At 59.9% G+C, this 17,818-nt stretch carries 13 protein-coding genes and 1 tRNA gene; 5 read left to right on the top strand and 9 right to left on the bottom strand.

The window, feature by feature from the left end; all coding sequences use genetic code 11:
• Positions 1–37: 37 nt before the first annotated feature.
• The 7 genes from AD930_RS04640 to rfbB form a co-directional block, all read right to left on the bottom strand.
• Entirely contained in the window at positions 38–709 is a 672-nt protein-coding gene (locus AD930_RS04640; RefSeq protein ID WP_043549915.1) for an RluA family pseudouridine synthase, read from the bottom strand.
• Positions 706–3,288, bottom strand: coding sequence for an FtsK/SpoIIIE family DNA translocase (locus AD930_RS04635; protein WP_373320460.1), 2,583 nt, complete (start codon positions 3,286–3,288; stop codon positions 706–708). The genes AD930_RS04640 and AD930_RS04635 overlap by 4 nt, the downstream gene beginning before the upstream one ends.
• Positions 3,289–3,473: 185 nt before the next feature.
• A complete protein-coding gene (locus AD930_RS04630) occupies positions 3,474–4,463 on the bottom strand; it encodes a glycosyltransferase (RefSeq protein WP_082781703.1) in 990 nt (329 codons plus the stop codon).
• Positions 4,464–4,583: 120 nt separating this feature from the next.
• Positions 4,584–5,489: a dTDP-4-dehydrorhamnose reductase gene (gene rfbD / locus AD930_RS04625; protein ID WP_061505307.1), complete on the bottom strand. Its 906-nt coding sequence runs from the start codon at positions 5,487–5,489 to the stop codon at positions 4,584–4,586.
• 15 nt (positions 5,490–5,504) lie between these two features.
• Positions 5,505–6,062, bottom strand: coding sequence for a dTDP-4-dehydrorhamnose 3,5-epimerase (gene rfbC, locus AD930_RS04620; protein ID WP_061502469.1), 558 nt, complete (start codon positions 6,060–6,062; stop codon positions 5,505–5,507).
• Positions 6,063–6,108: 46 nt separating this feature from the next.
• Positions 6,109–7,020, bottom strand: coding sequence for a glucose-1-phosphate thymidylyltransferase RfbA (rfbA, locus tag AD930_RS04615; protein ID WP_061505306.1), 912 nt, complete (start codon positions 7,018–7,020; stop codon positions 6,109–6,111).
• The gene (gene rfbB / locus AD930_RS04610) at positions 7,017–8,075 is read right to left on the bottom strand and encodes a dTDP-glucose 4,6-dehydratase (RefSeq protein ID WP_061505305.1); all 1,059 of its coding nucleotides are present in this window, start codon (positions 8,073–8,075) and stop codon (positions 7,017–7,019) included. Before rfbB ends, rfbA begins: the two co-directional genes overlap by 4 nt.
• Positions 8,076–8,229: 154 nt before the next feature.
• Between rfbB and AD930_RS04605 the strand changes: the two genes are divergently transcribed.
• On the top strand, positions 8,230–10,446 hold the full coding sequence (locus AD930_RS04605) for a hypothetical protein (protein WP_244150492.1): 2,217 nt from the start codon (positions 8,230–8,232) through the stop codon (positions 10,444–10,446).
• Between the two features lie 16 nt (positions 10,447–10,462).
• Positions 10,463–11,158: a histidine phosphatase family protein gene (locus AD930_RS04600; RefSeq protein ID WP_061502473.1), complete on the top strand. Its 696-nt coding sequence runs from the start codon at positions 10,463–10,465 to the stop codon at positions 11,156–11,158.
• 72 nt (positions 11,159–11,230) lie between these two features.
• Here AD930_RS04600 and treF read toward each other — a convergent pair whose 3' ends face one another.
• On the bottom strand, positions 11,231–13,711 hold the full coding sequence (treF, locus tag AD930_RS04595) for an alpha,alpha-trehalase TreF (RefSeq protein ID WP_244150491.1): 2,481 nt from the start codon (positions 13,709–13,711) through the stop codon (positions 11,231–11,233).
• A 225-nt stretch (positions 13,712–13,936) separates the two neighbouring features.
• Between treF and tldD the strand changes: the two genes are divergently transcribed.
• The 3 genes from tldD to AD930_RS17360 all read left to right on the top strand — a co-directional run bounded on the left by tldD (position 13,937) and on the right by AD930_RS17360 (position 17,281).
• Positions 13,937–15,394, top strand: coding sequence for a metalloprotease TldD (gene tldD, locus AD930_RS04590; RefSeq protein ID WP_043549924.1), 1,458 nt, complete (start codon positions 13,937–13,939; stop codon positions 15,392–15,394).
• 172 nt (positions 15,395–15,566) lie between these two features.
• On the top strand, positions 15,567–16,826 hold the full coding sequence (gene tyrS, locus AD930_RS04585) for a tyrosine--tRNA ligase (protein ID WP_061505304.1): 1,260 nt from the start codon (positions 15,567–15,569) through the stop codon (positions 16,824–16,826).
• 41 nt (positions 16,827–16,867) lie between these two features.
• Positions 16,868–17,281: a hypothetical protein gene (locus tag AD930_RS17360; protein WP_082781702.1), complete on the top strand. Its 414-nt coding sequence runs from the start codon at positions 16,868–16,870 to the stop codon at positions 17,279–17,281.
• Positions 17,282–17,719: 438 nt separating this feature from the next.
• Here the strand turns inward: AD930_RS17360 and AD930_RS04575 are convergent.
• Positions 17,720–17,794: transfer RNA gene (locus tag AD930_RS04575), tRNA-Thr, on the bottom strand.
• Positions 17,795–17,818: the final 24 nt, after the last annotated feature.

Below are 17,818 nucleotides of genomic sequence, written 5' to 3'. Positions count from 1 at the left end.
AGGAACGTTATTCGCTTAGAAGAGTGTTTTTCAGGCCTTAGATACCCTGCCACCCGCAAGCCCGGAGTGCGGCTTCCATGCCTTCGCGGGGCGGCGCTGTGGCGGCAACGGGCGGCGTAAGTGGCAGCGTCAGACTGCGGGCCAGCAGGTGCAGCCCTTCCGGGTGAGGGTGCCCGTAGAGCGTATCCCCCAGAATCGGCCAGCCCATGGCGGCGCAATGCACGCGGGCCTGATGCGTGCGTCCTGTGTGCAAAGAGAGTTCCAGCCAGCATAGCCCCTCGCCACGTCCCAGCACACGCCAGTCGGTGCGGGCCGGGGCGCCATCCGAAGCGGTGACCATGCTCCAGCCAGACGGAGCCGTTTTTTTGGTCAGAGGCAGGGAGATTTCACCCCGCTCTGCGTCCGGTCCCCCCTCCACAACGGCCCAGTAGGTTTTACGCGCGGTCTTGTCGGTAAAGGCTTTTTGCATGGCCAAAAGGGGCTGCTTGCGCAGGGCAATGGCCAGACAGCCGGAGGTTTCCGCATCCAGCCGATGTGCCAGCCAAGGCCCGTCCTTGCGGCGGGAGAGCAGGGGAAAACAGTCTTCCACGCAAGGCCCACCCTTTGGCCCGGCATGCACGGGCACACCGGCAGGTTTATCCAGAATCACCACATGCTGATCCTGATACAGCACGCTGAGCCGGAAAGGGCAGGGGAGGGGTTTGCTCATTCCTCGCGGTTGGGGCCAGTCAGCACCTTGCGGCGACCCACATGGTCGGCGCGGCTGATAATGCCTTCACGCTCCATCTGCTCAATCAGCTTGGCAGCGCGGTTGTAGCCAATGGACAGGTGCCGCTGCACGAAGGAGGTCGAAGCCTTACCTTCCCGCGTCACAATGGCCACGGCTTCATCATACATGTCGGATTCGCCGTTATCGCCGCCGCCGGATTTGCCGCTGCTGGCCGGGGCTTCTTCCACCGGTTCGGACAGAACGTCGTCATCATAAATCGGCTCGCCCTGTTCCTTCAGGAAGTTGACGACCTGCTCGACCTCGTTATCGGCCACAAACGGACCATGCACGCGGGTAATGCGGCCGCCACCCTGCATAAACAGCATATCACCCTGCCCGAGAAGCTGTTCGGCGCCCTGTTCACCCAGAATGGTGCGGCTGTCGAACTTGCTGATCACCTGGAAGGAAATACGGGTTGGGAAGTTGGCTTTAATGGTGCCGGTAATAACGTCCACGGAGGGGCGCTGTGTCGCCATGACCACATGGATACCCGCTGCACGGGCCTTCTGGGCCAGACGCTGCACACAGGCGTCAATTTCCTTACCAGCGGTCATCATCAGGTCGGCCACCTCGTCGATAATCACGACGATATAGGGCATCGGGTCCAGTGTGACGGACTGTTCCTCAAACACCGGATTCCCAGTCTCCGGGTCAAACCCGGTCTGCACACGGCGGACAACCACTTCCCCATCCGCGCGGGCTTCTGCCGCACGGGCGTTGTAGCCTGCAATGTTACGCACCTGCAGATGCGCCATGGTGCGGTAACGGCGGTCCATTTCCCGCACAACCCATTTCAGGGCGTTCACGGCTTTCGGCGGTTCTGTCACAACCGGGGTCAGCAGGTGCGGAATGCCATCATAAATGGAGAGTTCCAGCACCTTGGGGTCGATCATGATCAGGCGGCACTCATCCGGGGAAAGTCGGTAGAGTAGCGAGAGAATCATGGCGTTAACGCCAACCGATTTACCGGACCCGGTGGTGCCGGCCACCAGCAGATGCGGCATACGGGCGAGGTCACTGAAGACGGGTTCGCCCTCAATATCCTTACCAAGTGCGAGAGAGAGATGGGCCGGGTCTTCCCGCCAGTCCGGCTGATTGAGCAGCTCGGACAAATAAACCGTTTCCCGCTTTTTGTTCGGCACTTCAATACCGATCACATTACGACCGGGGACGGTCGCAATACGGACACTCAGCACGGAAAGGGAGCGCGCGACGTCATCCGCCAGACCAATCACGCGAGCAGAACGGATACCGGCTGCGGGCTCCAGCTCATAGAGCGTGACGACCGGACCCGCGCTCATACCAACAATCGTGCCCTGCACGCCGTAATCACACAGCACCTGTTCCAGCTGGCGCGCTGTTTTGGTGAGGTCCTCTTCCGAGGGGCCATGTTGTGTGCGGGCCGGAGCGGGTTTCAGCAGTTCCAGCGGCGGGAGTTCCCAGCCACCCTTCCGGGTCGGGGCGGAAGAGGCTTTCGCCGCTTTGGCGGGGCTACCGGAGGTCGCTGCATCCTTGCCGGTAAACAACCGGCCCAGAAGACCATTCCGGCCCTGCGCGGGGGCCGGAGAGGGGGCAGGCTCCAGAGTCAGGCCGGAGGCAGCAGCAGGTTCTTCCCGCACAGGCGCTGTGGTCTGAGCTGGAGCAGATTCTTCCGGTTCAGGAGCATAAGCCGCAGGGCCTGCATTTCCCGCTCGGGTCGAGACGGGGATATCTTCCTCGTCCTCATCATCCTGAAACAGGCTGTGCGCAGATCCACCGCTGCCTTTGGCGCAGGTCGTTTCTTCTCCGCTCGCATAGCCTCCCAGCGGGCCGGAGACTTCGGCTGTCTGGGGTTTACGGCTGGCGTAGTAGCGCACAAAGCGCATGCCAAGCTGGCCGGGCAGGCGAAAGAGCACCATCATCCCGCGCCAGAGCGTCAGCCATTCTTCACGCCGCAGGCCTGTGCAGAGCGCTGTGAGCAGAATGGCGAGCAGGCTACCGAGAATCCAGATTACCATGCCACCAGCCGGGCCAATGGCCGCCGTGCCAGCGGAGAGGGATGTCTGGGCAATGGAAAAGCCGATGCCCCCACCAATTCCAGCCTGTGTCGGCCAGTGGATGGGGGGTAGGGCGGTAAACAGGAGCGGAATGGCGGCAAGGAGAGCCCCGGCAACCGGCAGCAGGCAGATCAGCGCCACCACGCGCAGGGCGAACACCATTGGTGCTTCATGCCCCAGCAGACGATGGCTTAGGAAACGCCAGCCCCAGGCCACCAGAATCAGGGAAGGCAGAACCGCAGCTAGTCCGATTCCCTGTAGCAGGGTGTCAGACAGCACAGCCCCGGTCATACCCAGCAGATTGGTGGGCGGCTGGCCGGTTGCGGTATTAAAGGAGGGATCGTTCGGGTTGTACGTAACCAGTGCGACCAGCAAGACGCAGGCGAGCAGGCACAGCAAAATTCCCCCGCCTTCTTCAAGGCGCAGACGAAACGCGCTTTTGTAAGGGGAGGGGACGTAATCGGAAGATCTTGAGTGGCTCACGCGCGCCAAGGGCCTGGATCCTGACTCCAAAAGGCCGCCCGTACCCTTCTCTGGCTGAAAAGGGAGACCGGCGACGGATAGTTGATGATGCTGTTTCGGGCTGAAACAGTCCGTAACCTAGCCTGAACTGGTGTCGTAAAGAAGGTTGGGAGGCGAGTCTTTGCGCAAAACGCGGGAACAAAAGCTTATCCCAGTAAAAACCAGACCCGGAAAACCAGTTGTTCGAGCTTTTTATGCCTTCTGAGCTGCTTCAGGCGATGCATGAGGGAGACTCGGGAAAGTGCTCCTCCCCAACCGGGTTTCTGCGCTTTGCGCAGCAGACGCAGAGCGCTAACGGCGTCCGGCGTGAGCAGGCTCTGCCGGTTGAGCAGATACAGCGTATTAGCCCGGAAGATATTCATGAACGCCGTCGGACCACGCTTCAGCGCGGCCAGCGCGCGGTGCAGGAACTGGCTGCGGGCTCCCACGGCATTTTTTTCGTGCTGGCGATAGAACAGAGACGGCTGATTATCCGTCAGGATGCGTCCGCCTGCGCCACTCACCATCAGGTAAGCCCACCAGTCATGCAGCAGAAAGGTGGGGGCGGGCATGGCTTTGCGGAGCAAGGCACAGGCCGCAGGAGACAGCATAAGGGTGCAGCCTGTCGCGATATTCTGCGTCATGGCGGGCAAAAAGCCGGTTGTGTCCGGCAATTCGGGAGACAGGCCGGTCGGACGCAGGTTTTTGTCCGTCAGGGTCTGGCGTGTGCAGTACAGGGCTGGCGTAGATTCTGGCACCGTAGCCAGAGCGCGCAGACCACGTTCCAGTTTGTCGGGAAACCAGACGTCGTCCTGATCACAAAACGCGACAGAAAGGGTGGGGGGCGTGTGGGCCAGCAGTGTGGCGTAGGAGGCTGTGACCCCGAGATGCTCTCCATTGCGCGGCATGACTTCCACGCAGCGCTCTTTGCCAACCTGTTGGGCAAACTGGTGCATGATGGTCAGGCTGGTATCGGTAGAGCCATCATCCCGCCAATATAAAGTCCAGTCAGGGCGGGTTTGCTGCAGGAGCGAGTTCAGCTGCTGCTGTAAATACGGGACAGCATTATAAAGAGACAGAAGAATGGCAACAGAAGAGCCACCGTCCAGAGAAATCGTCTGGCGGTTTATAAGAGTGTGCTGGCTGGTCTCCTGCACCTGTGATGCTCTTCCTTCAGATCCTACGGGATAGGAAATGCCTCCCGATTGCGCGTGCGGCAAAGCTGCCTGGAAAATCTGTCAAATTTCAGACCGTTCCAAACAGCTTTGCAGAGGTTTTTACGCAGACTGTGCAAAAATCTGATCAACCGTTTTCCGCACACTGTCCTGCCATGCAGGCATTGTAACGCCGAAAACGTGCGTCAGTTTGCTGTTGTCCATACGGGAATCAGCCGGACGCTTTGCGGGGGTCGGCCAGTCTTCCGTGCGGATGGCAGTCACTTCCGGCATTTTCTGGCCGTGGGTTGCCGCATCCTGCAGGGCTGTAACAGCCAGACCGTGCCAGGTTGTCTCTCCCGTGCCGCAGGCATGGTAAATGCCAGCGAACGCATCTTTCCAGCCGTCTTTTTCGACAACGGCGAGAATGGAGAGGATTGCCTCAGCCAGATCATCTGAACTGGTCGGATTGCCTTTCTGATCCCCAACCACTTTCAGAGCCGGGTTTTTAGCGCCGGCATTGAGCATGGTGCGCACAAAGTTTTTCCCATGTGCTGAGTAAACCCATGACGTGCGCAGCACGATGGTTTTGGGGTTGGCGGCCAGCGTCTTGCTCTCACCGTCCGCCTTGGTGCGGCCATAGACAGTCTCGGGTGAAACCGGGTCTGTCTCCACATACGGCGAGCCTTTGTCTCCAGAGAACACATAGTCCGTGGAGACCTGGATCAGTGGAATACCGCGCTGGGCACACAGGCGGGCCAGTTCTTCCGGCCCGGTGGCATTGGCGCGGGCAGCCCCTTCGGCCTCAGTTTCCGCAAGGTCAACCGCCGTCCAGGCCGCGGCATTCACCACGGCGACCGGCTTGATGGCATCCAGTGTGGCAGCAAGGGTTTCGGGCTGGTCGAAGTCAAAGTCAGGCCGGCCAACGCAGCGAATGCGCGGGCCACCCAGATTAACCAGAGAGGTTGCCAGCTGGCCTTTGCCACCCGTAACCAGAATGGGACCACCGTTTTGTGCAAGACGACTCATGAGGTCTGCTCCTGATTACAGATGAAACCAGCCTTTGGCGGCAGAAAATTCCGGGGCTTCCAGATCTTTTTCAGAAAGAACGGCGTCTTCTGTCTTAATGGGCCAGTCAATGGCCAGCTCTTTGCTATTCCAGATCACGGCGCGCTCAGAGGCTTTGTTATACAGGCCAGTGCATTTGTACTGCACTTCCGCATCTTCTGTCAGTGTGCAGAAGCCATGCAGGAAACCGGGCGGAATCCACAGCTGTGACCAATTTTCTTCAGACAGTTCAGCCGCAACCCATTTGCCATAGGTGGGGGAGCCGGTCCGGGCATCCACAGCCACATCCCAGATTGCGCCTTTGGTGCATCGGACCAGCTTGCCTTGCGCGTAAGGCGCCAGCTGGCAGTGCAGGCCGCGGATCACGCCCTTTTGGCGAGAAAGGCTCTGGTTATCCTGCACGAAGGGTTCGGTAATGCCTGCGTCCCGCATCCGGTCAATATTGTAGGTTTCGGAGAAAAACCCACGGTTGTCCTGAAAGCGCGGGGGCGTGACCAGAATCACGTCCTCAATGGCAAGGCGTTCGACTTTCATGAAAGAAAGCTCCTGTCTGCAAATGGTCAGAAAAAGAAGAGGGGGTTCAGCTTGTTGGCTGAACCGTATTGGCAACCTGCATCAGGAGCCGCCCCAGTTCTGTTTTTCCCATGCGGGAGGCGTGCGCGCGGAGCTGGTCCGCATCAATGAAGCCAAGCCGGTAGGCGACTTCCGCCGGAGAGCCAACCAGCATGCCCTGACGCGCCTGAATGGTGTGCACAAACTGCCCGGCTTCCATCAGGCTGTCCGGAATGCCAGCATCCAGCCAGGCACAGCCACGGCCCAGACGGTCCACATGCAGGCTGCCTTCTTCCAGATAGAACCGGTTGAGGTCTGTAATTTCCAGCTCACCGCGTGGGGAGGGCTTCACGCGTTTTGCAAAGTCCAGCACGCGGTTGTCATAGAAATACAGGCCGGTCACAGCCCAGTTCGACACGGGCTCTTTCGGCTTTTCAACAATGCTCAGAGCACGGCCTGTTTCATCAAAAGACACTACCCCATAGCGTTCCGGGTCACGGACCTGATACGCAAACACGGTTGCACCAGTCGGGCGCACGGCAGCGGACTGCAGGGCAGCACTCAGATGATCGGCAAAAATCAGGTTGTCACCCAGTGCGAGCGCACAGGGGGAGTTGTCCAGCCAGTCTTCCGCAATCAGGAACGCCTGCGGAATGCCGTCAGGAGAGGGCTGGGCACGATATTCGAAGGTCACCCCAAACTGGGAACCATCGCCCAGAAGGCGTTTGAACTGCGGAAGATCGTTCGGGGTGCTGATGATCATGATATCCCGAATACCCGCCAGCATCAGCGTGGAAAGCGGATAATAGACCATCGGTTTGTCATAGACCGGCAGAAGCTGTTTGCTGGCCGCCAGCGTCATGGGGTACAGGCGCGTTCCGGAACCACCGGCCAGCAGAATACCCTTCATTTTTGTCTGAATTGCAGGTTTCTGTGTCATTCTACGGTGCTTCCCAGTCGGTTGCCTGTGTAACGGCGGGCGCGGATGCCTTCCCACCAGTCGCGGTTGTCCAGATACCATTGAACAGTGCGGCGAATGCCGGTTTCAAAAGTATGCTTTGCTTTCCAGTCCAGCGCTTTTTCAGCGTGGGAGGGGTCAATTTCGTAACGGAAATCATGGCCGGGCCGGTCTGTCACAAAACGGATCAGACGGCTGCGCGGGCCGGCCGGGTCCGGAACCAGTTCGTCCAGAACATTACAGATGGTTTCCACTACCTGAAGATTGGTGCGCGGCTGGCGGGCACCAATGGCGTAAGTCTCACCCGGCACGCCTGTTTCAACAGCCTTGACCAGTGCTTCGGCGTGGTCTTCCACAAACAGCCAGTCGCGCACGTTCTTGCCATCGCCATACACAGGCAGATCCTTGCCTTCGATAGCGTTGATGGTGATGAGCGGGATCAGTTTTTCCGGGAAGTGCCAGATGCCGTAATTGTTGGTCGTGTTGGTGACAAACGTGGGCAGGCCATAGGTATGGTACCAGGCGCGCACCAGATGGTCGGACGACGCCTTGCTGGCAGAATACGGGCTGCGCGGGTCATACGGGGTGGTTTCGGTAAAGGGCGGATCGTTCGGTTCCAGCGCCCCGAAAACTTCATCAGTGGAGATATGATGGAAGCGGAAGGCGGCGCGGTCAGCCTTGTCTAGCGTCAGCCAATATTTGCGGGCTGCTTCCAGCAGGGAATAGGTGCCGACTACGTTGGTCTGAATGAACACGCCGGGCCCATCAATGGAACGGTCCACATGGCTTTCTGCTGCCAGATGCATGACCGCCTGCGGACGGAACGTTTCAAACAGGCGACTGAGTTCGCTGCCATTGACGATATTGGCCCGTGCAAATTCGTAGCGCCCGCTGGCGGCTGCGTCTTCCACGGTTTCTTCAGAGGCCGCATAAGTCATGCAATCAACATTCAGGACAGAATGACTGGTGTCCCGAATAATATGGCGGATCACTGCGGATCCGATAAATCCGCACCCGCCTGTCAATAAGATACGCATTGGTATTCCGTATTCTGTGGACCGAAACAAACGATTAAAATCACCAGTCTTTGGGCATAGCTCAGAAGTACAGTCTTCGCCAGCAATCTTGGCAGATTTGCGATTTTCTTATGCTTGGCTGTATGAAAAACAAGCCTATAGGCAGTCAGAGAGCATGGTTCGTCAGGGAGTTGAAAGCGGAAAAATGTTTGCCAGAAACCTGACGGAAACCTTGCTGCATGTGCTGGACCGCCCGGAGCTGCGGCTGCTGGCAACACAATGCCGGATTATGCTGGACCCGGCCGTGGCCCATCCTTTCCATGTCCGCCCTGGGGGGCAGACTGTTCTGGGGGCGCCGTGTCTGGGAGAACGTCGGGTCGTGGCGTTTCATTTGCGTCATGCGCTGGAACTGGCGGTTTTGTCAGACGCGCAGGAGCCGGACCTCCTTCAGGCGCTAAAAATTTCCTTCTCCGCCGCCAGAACGGCAGCCCGGTTCTGGATGCTGGATGCGCCAGCGGATTTACCCGCTCCCGAGCGATGGGTCCGGACGCTTGCCAGCGCACACCCACCCATCCGAGAAGATTTGCCTCAGCTTTTTGCGGCTTTGCGCCCCCTTGTTAGTGCTCCGGGTAAAGGAGCGGACGATAGCGCTCTTTGGGATGAGCTTTACGCGTGGCTTGTGCAGGCCTGGCCGCTGATCGGCCCCGTTGAAGCCCTGATGGCGGAAGGGGGTGATGCCCGGCTGAATATTGATGTGCGCACGGGCCTCAATCATTACGGTTGTTCGCACCGGCCTCGCCCCTGGGCGGTAACCTTTGCGTCTTCCACAGCCTCTTCTCTCTCAGAGCGAGGCTTTACCGGCGGAGAACTGGCACGGGTGAAGCTGGCTCGCGCTGTTCTTGAGGGTAAGGCCCCTCAGGCCTTGCAGGCGCTGGCTCTGGATGTCCGCCATTTTCTGGCGGGCTGGTTTGGGCTGCCGGGGGAGGATCATGTCTTGCTGGCCTCTTCGGGCACGGATGCGGCGCTGGCTGTGCTGGCGCTGTCCACCTTGCCGGGGCAGCCGGTTACAACTGTTCTGACAGCACCGGAAGAAACGGGCAGCGGTGTGCCGCTGGCCTCCCACGGCTGGCATTTTGCGCAGGAAACAGCATTGGGGGCGTCCGTCTGTAAAGGGGAGCTTGTAGCCGGATTCCCGGATGATACGATCTGTGTTGATCTGCCTTTGCGGGATGCCGAGGGCCAGTTGCGGCCAGAGGCCGAGGTGACGGCCGCGTGTCAGAAAGACATTCAGGACCAGTTGGTAAAAGGGCGACGCGTGCTGCTGCATGTGCTGGATCTGTCCAAAACTGGCCTCCTGGCACCCAACCTGAAAGCTCTTGAAGCACTGTGTGACCAATATCCGGGGCAGCTGGATGTGGTGGTGGATGCCTGTCAGGCCCGGCTGATGCCGGAGCGTGTTCAGGCCTATCTGGCCCGTGGCTGGGCGGTGATGGTGACGGGGTCCAAATTTTTCACCGGCCCTCCGTTCTGCGGGGCGCTCCTGCTGCCGGACTGCTGGAAGGCCCGCTTGGATCAGGGGCTATTGCCTGAAGGCCTCGCGGCCTACGCCAACCAGTGTGAATGGCCGGCCAGCCCCGCTTGCCGTGGTCTGGCGTCCGGATTTAATCACGGATTGCTGCTGCGCTGGCGAGCAGCACAGGCTGAAATGGCTGCTCTCGGGGCGATTCCCTCTGTCGTTGTGGCGGAACGGTTGCAGGGTTTTCTGGCTGCCGTCAGGCGAGGAATCGAAGCCAATACCGACCTTGCGTTTCTGCCTCAGCCCGCTCCGCAGCGGGATGCTTTGCCGCATGACTGGGACCGTCAGCAAACAATTCTGTCCTTTCTGGTAAGGGCTCCTGAGAGAACAGAGGGCCTACCCCCACTAGATCTGGAACGATGTCGCAAGCTCTATCAGTGGCTCAATGCCGATCTTTCGCCCTACGTCCCACAAGAAAAAAAGGCGCTTGCCGCGCTGCTCTGCCATATCGGCCAGCCTGTCCCAATTCCGTATGCGCAGGCCGCCGGAGGGCTTGTAGGAGCCCTCAGATTATCCGCGGGGGCACGCCTTGTGTCGGGCGAACCGTCTCATGAAGGTCTGGACGCTACCGCCCGCATGACGCGGGAAATTCAGGATGCGCTCCGGGTTCTGGAAAAAATTAGTCTGATTCTGATGCATTGGAAGACCATTGCGCAGGCAGACCCGCTGCCCTCCTATGCGCCGCGCTGGGAACCGGAGGACACGGCGGACGAGTCTCACTGGTCAGAACGTCCTGTGAAAGAAGGCGTAACAGACGAGCAGAAAGCGGACGCACTGCGACGTTCCATTTCTGCTCTTGCGTTGGGCGGTCCCTGACAGCACAACAGAGTCCATGACCGTCAGCCTCACACGTCCCGCCGCCCAGCAGATCAATCAGGGTAATTTTCTCGACACGCCGCAACTTGCGCCCGGCATTACGCGGTTCTGGCTGATTCGCCATGCGCTGGTCGAGCAGAATGCCCGCCTCCGGCTTTATGGGGCGCTGGATGTCCCCCTCTGCCCGGATAGCCTGATTGCGCAACGGCCGATGTATGAAGCTTTGGCCGCTCGTCTGCCGCGTGAGGCGCATTGGCTTGTCAGCCCCCTTTCCCGCACACGGCGCACTGCTGAGGCTATTCAGGAAGCGGGTTACGGTCCGGTGCCGATGGATGTGGAACCTGCTCTAATCGAGCAGAACCTCGGTGAGTGGCACAACATGCCGCATCAGGAATTACCGCAGCATCTGCGTCTGGCCCCGCATCCTTTCTGGTCCATCTCGGCCACGGAATGCCCGCCGGGTGGGGAGAGTATGCTGGATGTATGCGGGCGCGTAGGCGTGACGCTGGACCGTCTGGCCGAAGCCTATGAAGGGCAGAATATCGTCGCCGTTAGCCACGGCGGGGCTATTCGCGCCGCTCTGGCGCATGCGCTGCGTGTTCACCCGGAGACCGCCCTGCATTTCTCCATCCAGAACCTTTCCCTGACTATTCTGGAAAGGCTGGATGAGGGCTGGCGTGTTGTCACCGTGAACGAACTGCCCGGTATCTGAGGATTTAGGCAGTCTCGTTCGGGCTGGAGGTAATCTCTGGCCCTTAAGACCGCTTTTCCAACAAAACCTGCTTTACGGCCCCGGCGCAGAAGTTTTTGACTCTGGTGCTGGTGCTGGTGCTGGTGCTGGTGCTGGCCCACTGGCTGGCTGCGGGTTTTGTGTCGGGCTGAGTTGCGGAACAATCGGTGCCGGTTCTTCCTGAGTGGCCGGTTTATTGTCCTGCTTCTGGTCCGGTGCGGGCTGCTGCGTGTGGTCTGCCGGTTTTGCCGGAGTCTGCCCGGATGAGGGGTGCTCAGAGTCTGGCACCGCTGGGTGAGCTTCCGGCGAGGCAGGCGCTGACGGGGTGGAGGGACGATCGTTCTCCTGCGTCGGATGCTCGGCTTTCAGGGTGGAAACGGGCACACCTTTCAGCGGAGAATGTTCTGTAACCGGGATTTCCGGTCCTTTCGCATCCCATGCATCCACAGGCGGCAGGGGCTGCTGAGAGGGCTGATCGGCCAGCGGGTTGTTATCCAGCACTTTGCGGGTGCTCTGCGGGTAACGATTCATCAGCCCAAGCAAGGTCCCGTTGGTCCAGCCAAAGCCGATCTGCATGGGATATTCGCCGCCGCCCTTGCCGCCTGTGGCGCTGATCTCGGGCGAGACGACATCATATTTCTCCAGCAAAACGCCACTTTTTTCATACGTGCCAATGACGCGGGCCATCCAGCGGCGACCAATCTCGGCTGCCAAATCATGATGCCCGTACTGTTCCAGCCCTTTGATGGCCATCCATTCTTCCGGAGCCCAGCCGTTGGGGTAATCCCACTGCTGCCCGGTCTCACGGTCTGTGACGGTCAGGCCACCCACATGGAGCAGGCGCGCTTTGATGGTGCGGGCGACGGCATCGGCTTTATCCTGCGGGGCAATATGCAGGAAGAGCGGCACAACTGTCGCGGTGGAGAGCACGTCTCTGAGCTGCCCGGTGCGCCAGTTATAATCGTAATACGCGCCCTCTTTTTCATTCCACAGATAGTGGTTAATGGCGTTTTTCAGCTGCGTAGCCTGCTGTGCGTAAAAGGCCGCTTTGTCTTTCTCTCCATTCAGCGCGTAGGCATGGGAGAGCGTTTGCTCCAGATGTACCATCAGACAGTTATATTCGACGGTAATCAGGGCGGTGGTGTTGATGGTGTCCAGCGTCTTGTCATCCGCCAGCCAGCGGGAGGAATAATCCCACCCGGTTTCTGCCCCGGCCCGGAGGTCGCGCCAGAGTTCCGGAGATGGGCGGTGGGAGCGTTTTGCCGTAGCTAAGTCCTGCGGAAAACTTTCATCGCGCGGGGAATCCATGTCGTCCCACGGGCGGAACATCAGGGTGCCATCCGTCAGGCGGACAACATGCTGCCAGGCCGCGCCGGGTTTGAGGGCGTCGGTCCCATGTGTCCAATAGTCATACTCGCGCTGCAATTCCGGCAGGAAGGATGTGTAGACCACCTGTCCGTCATGACTGGCGAGAAGGTCCAGCATGACGGAGAAAAACGGCGGCTGTGAGCGGCTGAGGTAATAGGTGCGGTTGCCGTTAGGCATGTGGCCATATCGGTCCATTAGCGAGGCAATGTTGCGCACCACATTGCGCAGCAGGTCAATGCGCCCGTCCTCATACAGGCCGATCATGGTGAAGTAGCTGTCCCAGTAATAAAATTCTGAGAACCGGCCACCGGGCACAATATATGTTTCAGGCAACGGCAAGAGGGAAGACCAGGGCACCGCCGTATCGGCCTCACGCGTCAGCACATCCCACATGCCGGAAATGTAATCGCGCACATTCTCGCCCGGTTTGCGACTGTAGGCCGCCGAGCGCAGCACGGGGATGGTGAAGTGCTGCGAGACAAAACGCTTCAGATTGAAATCGGGCAGATCTTTCTCCTGCCGCCATGCGGCGACCAGATCTGTAGGCGCCTGATCCGGAATGGCATCCGCCACGGCTTTGGCATCGGTAAAGATCCGAGCCGCATGAATAGCGGAAAACAGATCACCCAGCGCAATGGAGGGTGGTCGGAGGTCCTGCGGCACAAAATCTGGCGCTGCATGTTCGCCTGCATGTGTTGCGGGCTGCACATCGAACAGTTTGACCTGCACAGGTGGTGCGGAATTTTCTTCATCAAGTGTGGGCTGGGCCGGTTCCGTGCTTGCAGCCTGTGAGCCTGCGGGCACCTTTTCAGGAGCAGGAGCAGGAGCAGGAGCAGGAGCAGGAGCAGGAGCAGGAGCAGGAGCAGGAGCAGGAGCAGGGTGTGTGCTCGTCTGCTGCGCATCGGGTGTAGTGGCCGCATCAGTGTGCGGCTGATGGGCTGTGTCGGGCTCTGTTGGCGTGGCGTCGTGCGTCAGAACCGGCGAGGACACAGTAGGGGCTCGCGGTGCCGGGGTGGCGGTCTGTGCCAGAGTTGCGGCGGGGTTGGCGGCCAGAAAACAGATCAGAGCAAGATGCGCTATGGGGCGGGAGGAGATGCGCTGGCCGGAAGCGGGCGATACTGCTGGCATGGGGCGGCCGGAGCGTGTCCCGTCCTGATAGGCACTCATAATGTCTTTCCTCTGGCTGCGGCGGAACGCCGGGGCACCAAGGGAGAGCCACAGCGGTCAGTCTGGCAAGGGTCCTGAAAAAGCGTCAGGACTCGTATCTGGTCATCAAACAGAAACGATCAAACCCCTTGCGGGTTTTGCGGTAGCACTTAACTGTTTATGCTTTGGCCGCTCTGCCGGGAGAACCCGCTACCCGGAGCCTTAGTCCTGTCAGGAGTTTCGTCCATGTCATCCATTCCTTCAAGCCCTGGCGCTCTGGCGGTTACAGACCAGATGTTTTTTGACAGACCCGGAGCCCTGCTGGACCGTGCCGATGCAGAAGCCTTGACCCGCAAGGCGCTGGACGGGATGGACGATGGCGAACTGTTTCTGGAATATCGGGAAAGTGAAGGCATTGCGCTGGATGACGGCGTTATCCGCTCAGCCTCGTTTGACACCAGCAGCGGGTTTGGCCTGCGGGCCGTGCTGGGGGAAGAAACCGGTTTTGCTCATTCCGATGATTTAAGCCGCTCTGCTCTGGCCCGCGCTGGTGATGCGGTGAGTGCGGTGCGTGGCGGTCGGTCCGGCACAATGTCCGATGCGCCGCGTTCCACTAACCGCCGCCTCTATACGGATGCCAATCCGCTAGGCGAGACGGATTTTGCGGCCCGCTCTGGCCTGCTGACCCAGATTGATGCTTACGCGCGTGGCAAGGATAGCCGCGTGGTGCAGGTTATGGCGTCTCTTTCTGGCGAATGGCAGGCGGTGCAGATTATCCGGGCCGACGGCGCACGAGTGGCCGATCTGCGCCCGCTGGTGCGGCTGAACGTCTCAGTGGTGGTGGAGCAGGACGGCAAGCGTGAAAGCGGCAGCCACGGTCTGGGTGGCCGGTATGAAATCAACCGCCTGCTGGAAGCAGAAACATGGCAGGGCGCTGTGCATGAAGCGCTGCGGCAGGCGCTGATCGCTCTGGAGGCACGCCCTGCGCCTGCGGGGGAGATGGAAGTTGTGCTCGGCGCAGGCTGGCCCGGCATTCTGCTGCATGAAGCCGTTGGGCACGGGCTGGAAGGCGACTTCAACCGCAAAGGCACATCCGTTTTTGCGGGGCGCATGGGCACGCGCGTTGCGGCTCCGGGTGTCACGGTAATTGATGATGGCTCACTCCCGGACCGTCGCGGGAGCCTGACCATTGATGATGAAGGCACTCCCACAGGCCGGACCACATTGATTGAAGATGGGATTCTGAAAGGCTACCTGCAGGACCGTCTGAACGCGCGCCTGATGGGTGTGGCCCCGACCGGCAACGGTCGTCGCCAGTCCTACGCACATATGCCGCTGCCGCGCATGACCAACACGCTCATGCTGCCCGGTCAGGCTTCTACAGAAGATATGATTAGTTCCATGAAGCGCGGCCTGTATGCGGTGCATTTTGGCGGCGGGCAGGTGGATATCACGTCCGGCAAGTTCGTGTTCTCGGCATCCGAGGCCTATCTGGTCGAAGACGGCAAGATCACCGCGCCCGTCAAAGGGGCGACGCTGATCGGCAACGGTGCGGATGCCATGACGCATGTTTCCATGATTGGTAAAGACATGGAACTGGACCCGGGCATTGGCACCTGCGGCAAGGCCGGGCAGGGCGTGCCGGTTGGGGTTGGCCAGCCGACCCTGAAAATGACGGGCCTGACGGTTGGCGGTACGGCCTGACAACCGCAGCACTGACAGACAAAGCATACAGAGAGTTCACTCCGGCTGTCCGCAGGCGAGGGGGCCGGAGATCTGACGCGGGAAAAGGTTCTGCCGGGCTGGCGCTCATGCTAGAGCGACGGCCGAACCCTGCTCCGGCGGCAGGCAGAGGCGTAAACAGGAATTAAAGAGAATGGTCGAAAACGGGTTTCAGAGTTCCTTCATGCAGGAGGCCGCTGCGCGTGGCTTCATTTTTCAGTGCACGGACTCCGTGGCGCTGGATGAAGCGATGGCGAAGGGCTCTGTTGCAGCCTATATCGGCTTTGACCCGACTGCGGACAGCCTGCATGTGGGCAGCCTGATCCAGATTATGATGCTGCGCCTGCTGCAAAAGCACGGCCATCGTCCGGTGGCTCTGGTGGGTGGCGGCACGGCCAGAATTGGTGACCCGTCTTTCCGTGAGGAAGCCCGCAGGCTGATGACGGAAGAGACCATAGGCACCAATCTGGCAGGGATTGAAGGCTGCCTGCGCCAGTTCCTCACCTTTGGTGGGGGCGCGTCTGAAGCCATTCTGGCCAACAATGCCGAGTGGCTGGACAAGCTGGCCTATATCGACCTGCTGCGTGATGTCGGGGTGCATTTCTCCATCAATCGCATGCTGTCCTTCGATTCCGTCAAGAACCGTCTGGACCGTGAGCAGGGCCTGACTTTTCTGGAATTCAACTACTCCATTCTCCAGTCCTACGACTTCCGGGAATTGAACCGCCGCCATGGGGTGACGCTTCAGCTTGGTGGGTCTGACCAGTGGGGCAATATTGTCTCCGGTGTGGATCTTGTGCGCCGCACGGACCAGAAAAGCGTGATGGGCCTGACCACCCCGCTGCTGACGACCTCTTCCGGCGCCAAAATGGGCAAGACGGCCAATGGCGCCGTCTGGCTGTCCGAAAAGCGCCTGCCGGTGTTTGATTACTGGCAGTTCTGGCGCAACACGGAAGATGCCGATGTGGGGCGTTTCCTGCGTCTGTTTACCGATCTGCCGCTGGATGAATGCGCGCGGCTGGAAGCCCTGCAGGGCGCAGAAATTAACGAAGCCAAGAAAATTCTGGCCACAGAAGCCACAGCCCTGTGCCATGGGCGCGAAGCGGCTCAGGCCGCTGCGGAAGCGGCCCGCCAGACGTTTGAAGAAGGCAAGGTGGCTGCGGCAGATCTGCCCGTGCATACCGTGCCGCAGACCCTGCTGGCGGAAGGCGTACCGGTGTTCCGCCTGTTTGTGGAAGCTGGTCTGGCCAAAACCAACGGTGAAGCACGTCGGCTGGTGCGCGGTGGCGGGGCGCGTGTGAATAACGCCGTGGTGCAGGATGAAAACGGCGTGATTTCAGAAAAAGACATGGTGGAGGGTGCCATTCGCTTGTCTTCTGGCAAGAAGCACCATGTTCTGGTCAAAGTTGCGTAGTTAGTGCTCCTAAAGGAACTAAGGCGACAGGAGAGAGCCGCATGAAACGTACCCCTCTGATTTTAGGCTGTGTGGGGATGATGCTGGTCGGCACACTCGCTGGCTGTGCAGGCCCGGTGTATGGCGGAGGGTATGACTATAACGGCTATAGCCCCTCTTACGGCGGCTATGATGAGTATTACGGCTATGGCTCCGGCCCGCGCTGGGGCTATGCCGACCGGCGTGCCCGCCCGTTCCCCGGTGGTAGCCGCCCCGGCATGGCGCCACGCCCCGGTGGCCGACCGGGCGGCGGCGGCGGTATGCCTCGCCCGCCCGGCCCGGGTGGCGGTGGACGTCCCGGCGGTGGGGGACACGGCCCCGGAGGCGGTCCAGGAGGCGGTGGTCCCGGTGGGGGCGGCCATGGGGGCCATGGAGGCCCCGGTGGTGGCGGAAAACCCGGAGGTCCGGGCCGCTGAGACCGAATGAAGTCTGATCAGGCTGATGGGAAAGGGGGGCTGTTATTCAGCCCCCTTTTTTTTATCAGTTGCTCGCAGAGTGCGCGCGTAGGGATAAAAAGCTTATCAACCCGACCTGATGTGCACGAAACCGGCGGTTGTCCCTAAGGCTCAGGGGGGAGTCCCATTAATTATCCACAGCCTCTGGAGTCGCTTTTTACTGGTTTTCTGAGTCGTGCACCGAGGTTGCACCCGTTATCCACAGGTTTACCCACGGGGTGCGTGGCCTCACGCTTTTTGAATATATTTGGGAAGCCGATCTGTCGGCAAAGGTCTGCCGGGAACAGAAAGCCAGCCTTGCTGGCGGCCTTAATTCCACCGCTGATCCCAAATCCCATTTCCAAGCCGGATGGCACTGGAAGGGAAAATAGCGGGATTATAAAAAGGCGGGGAAAATCGTGGTGCTGCTGGACAGGATTGAACTGTCGACCTCTCCCTTACCAAGGGAGTGCTCTACCACTGAGCTACAGCAGCCCGCTGGCGGCGTTCTAGCTGTTC

Source organism: Acetobacter malorum (assembly GCF_001580615.1).
GTDB lineage: Bacteria > Pseudomonadota > Alphaproteobacteria > Acetobacterales > Acetobacteraceae > Acetobacter > Acetobacter malorum.
This window is presented reverse-complemented; position numbering and strand designations above follow the sequence as displayed.

Bases quoted from the DNA above. Each gene is read 5' to 3' on its own strand.
- AD930_RS04640 (WP_043549915.1), bottom strand. From the start codon at position 709: ATGAGCAAACCCCTCCCCTGCCCTTTCCGGCTCAGCGTGCTGTATCAG.
- rfbD (WP_061505307.1), bottom strand. From the start codon at position 5,489: ATGAGTCGTCTTGCACAAAACGGTGGTCCCATTCTGGTTACGGGTGGC.
- rfbC (WP_061502469.1), bottom strand. From the start codon at position 6,062: ATGAAAGTCGAACGCCTTGCCATTGAGGACGTGATTCTGGTCACGCCC.
- rfbA (WP_061505306.1), bottom strand. From the start codon at position 7,020: ATGACACAGAAACCTGCAATTCAGACAAAAATGAAGGGTATTCTGCTG.
- rfbB (WP_061505305.1), bottom strand. From the start codon at position 8,075: ATGCGTATCTTATTGACAGGCGGGTGCGGATTTATCGGATCCGCAGTG.
- AD930_RS04605 (WP_244150492.1), top strand. From the start codon at position 8,230: ATGGTTCGTCAGGGAGTTGAAAGCGGAAAAATGTTTGCCAGAAACCTG.
- AD930_RS04600 (WP_061502473.1), top strand. From the start codon at position 10,463: ATGACCGTCAGCCTCACACGTCCCGCCGCCCAGCAGATCAATCAGGGT.
- treF (WP_244150491.1), bottom strand. From the start codon at position 13,711: ATGAGTGCCTATCAGGACGGGACACGCTCCGGCCGCCCCATGCCAGCA.
- tldD (WP_043549924.1), top strand. From the start codon at position 13,937: ATGTCATCCATTCCTTCAAGCCCTGGCGCTCTGGCGGTTACAGACCAG.
- tyrS (WP_061505304.1), top strand. From the start codon at position 15,567: ATGGTCGAAAACGGGTTTCAGAGTTCCTTCATGCAGGAGGCCGCTGCG.
- AD930_RS17360 (WP_082781702.1), top strand. From the start codon at position 16,868: ATGAAACGTACCCCTCTGATTTTAGGCTGTGTGGGGATGATGCTGGTC.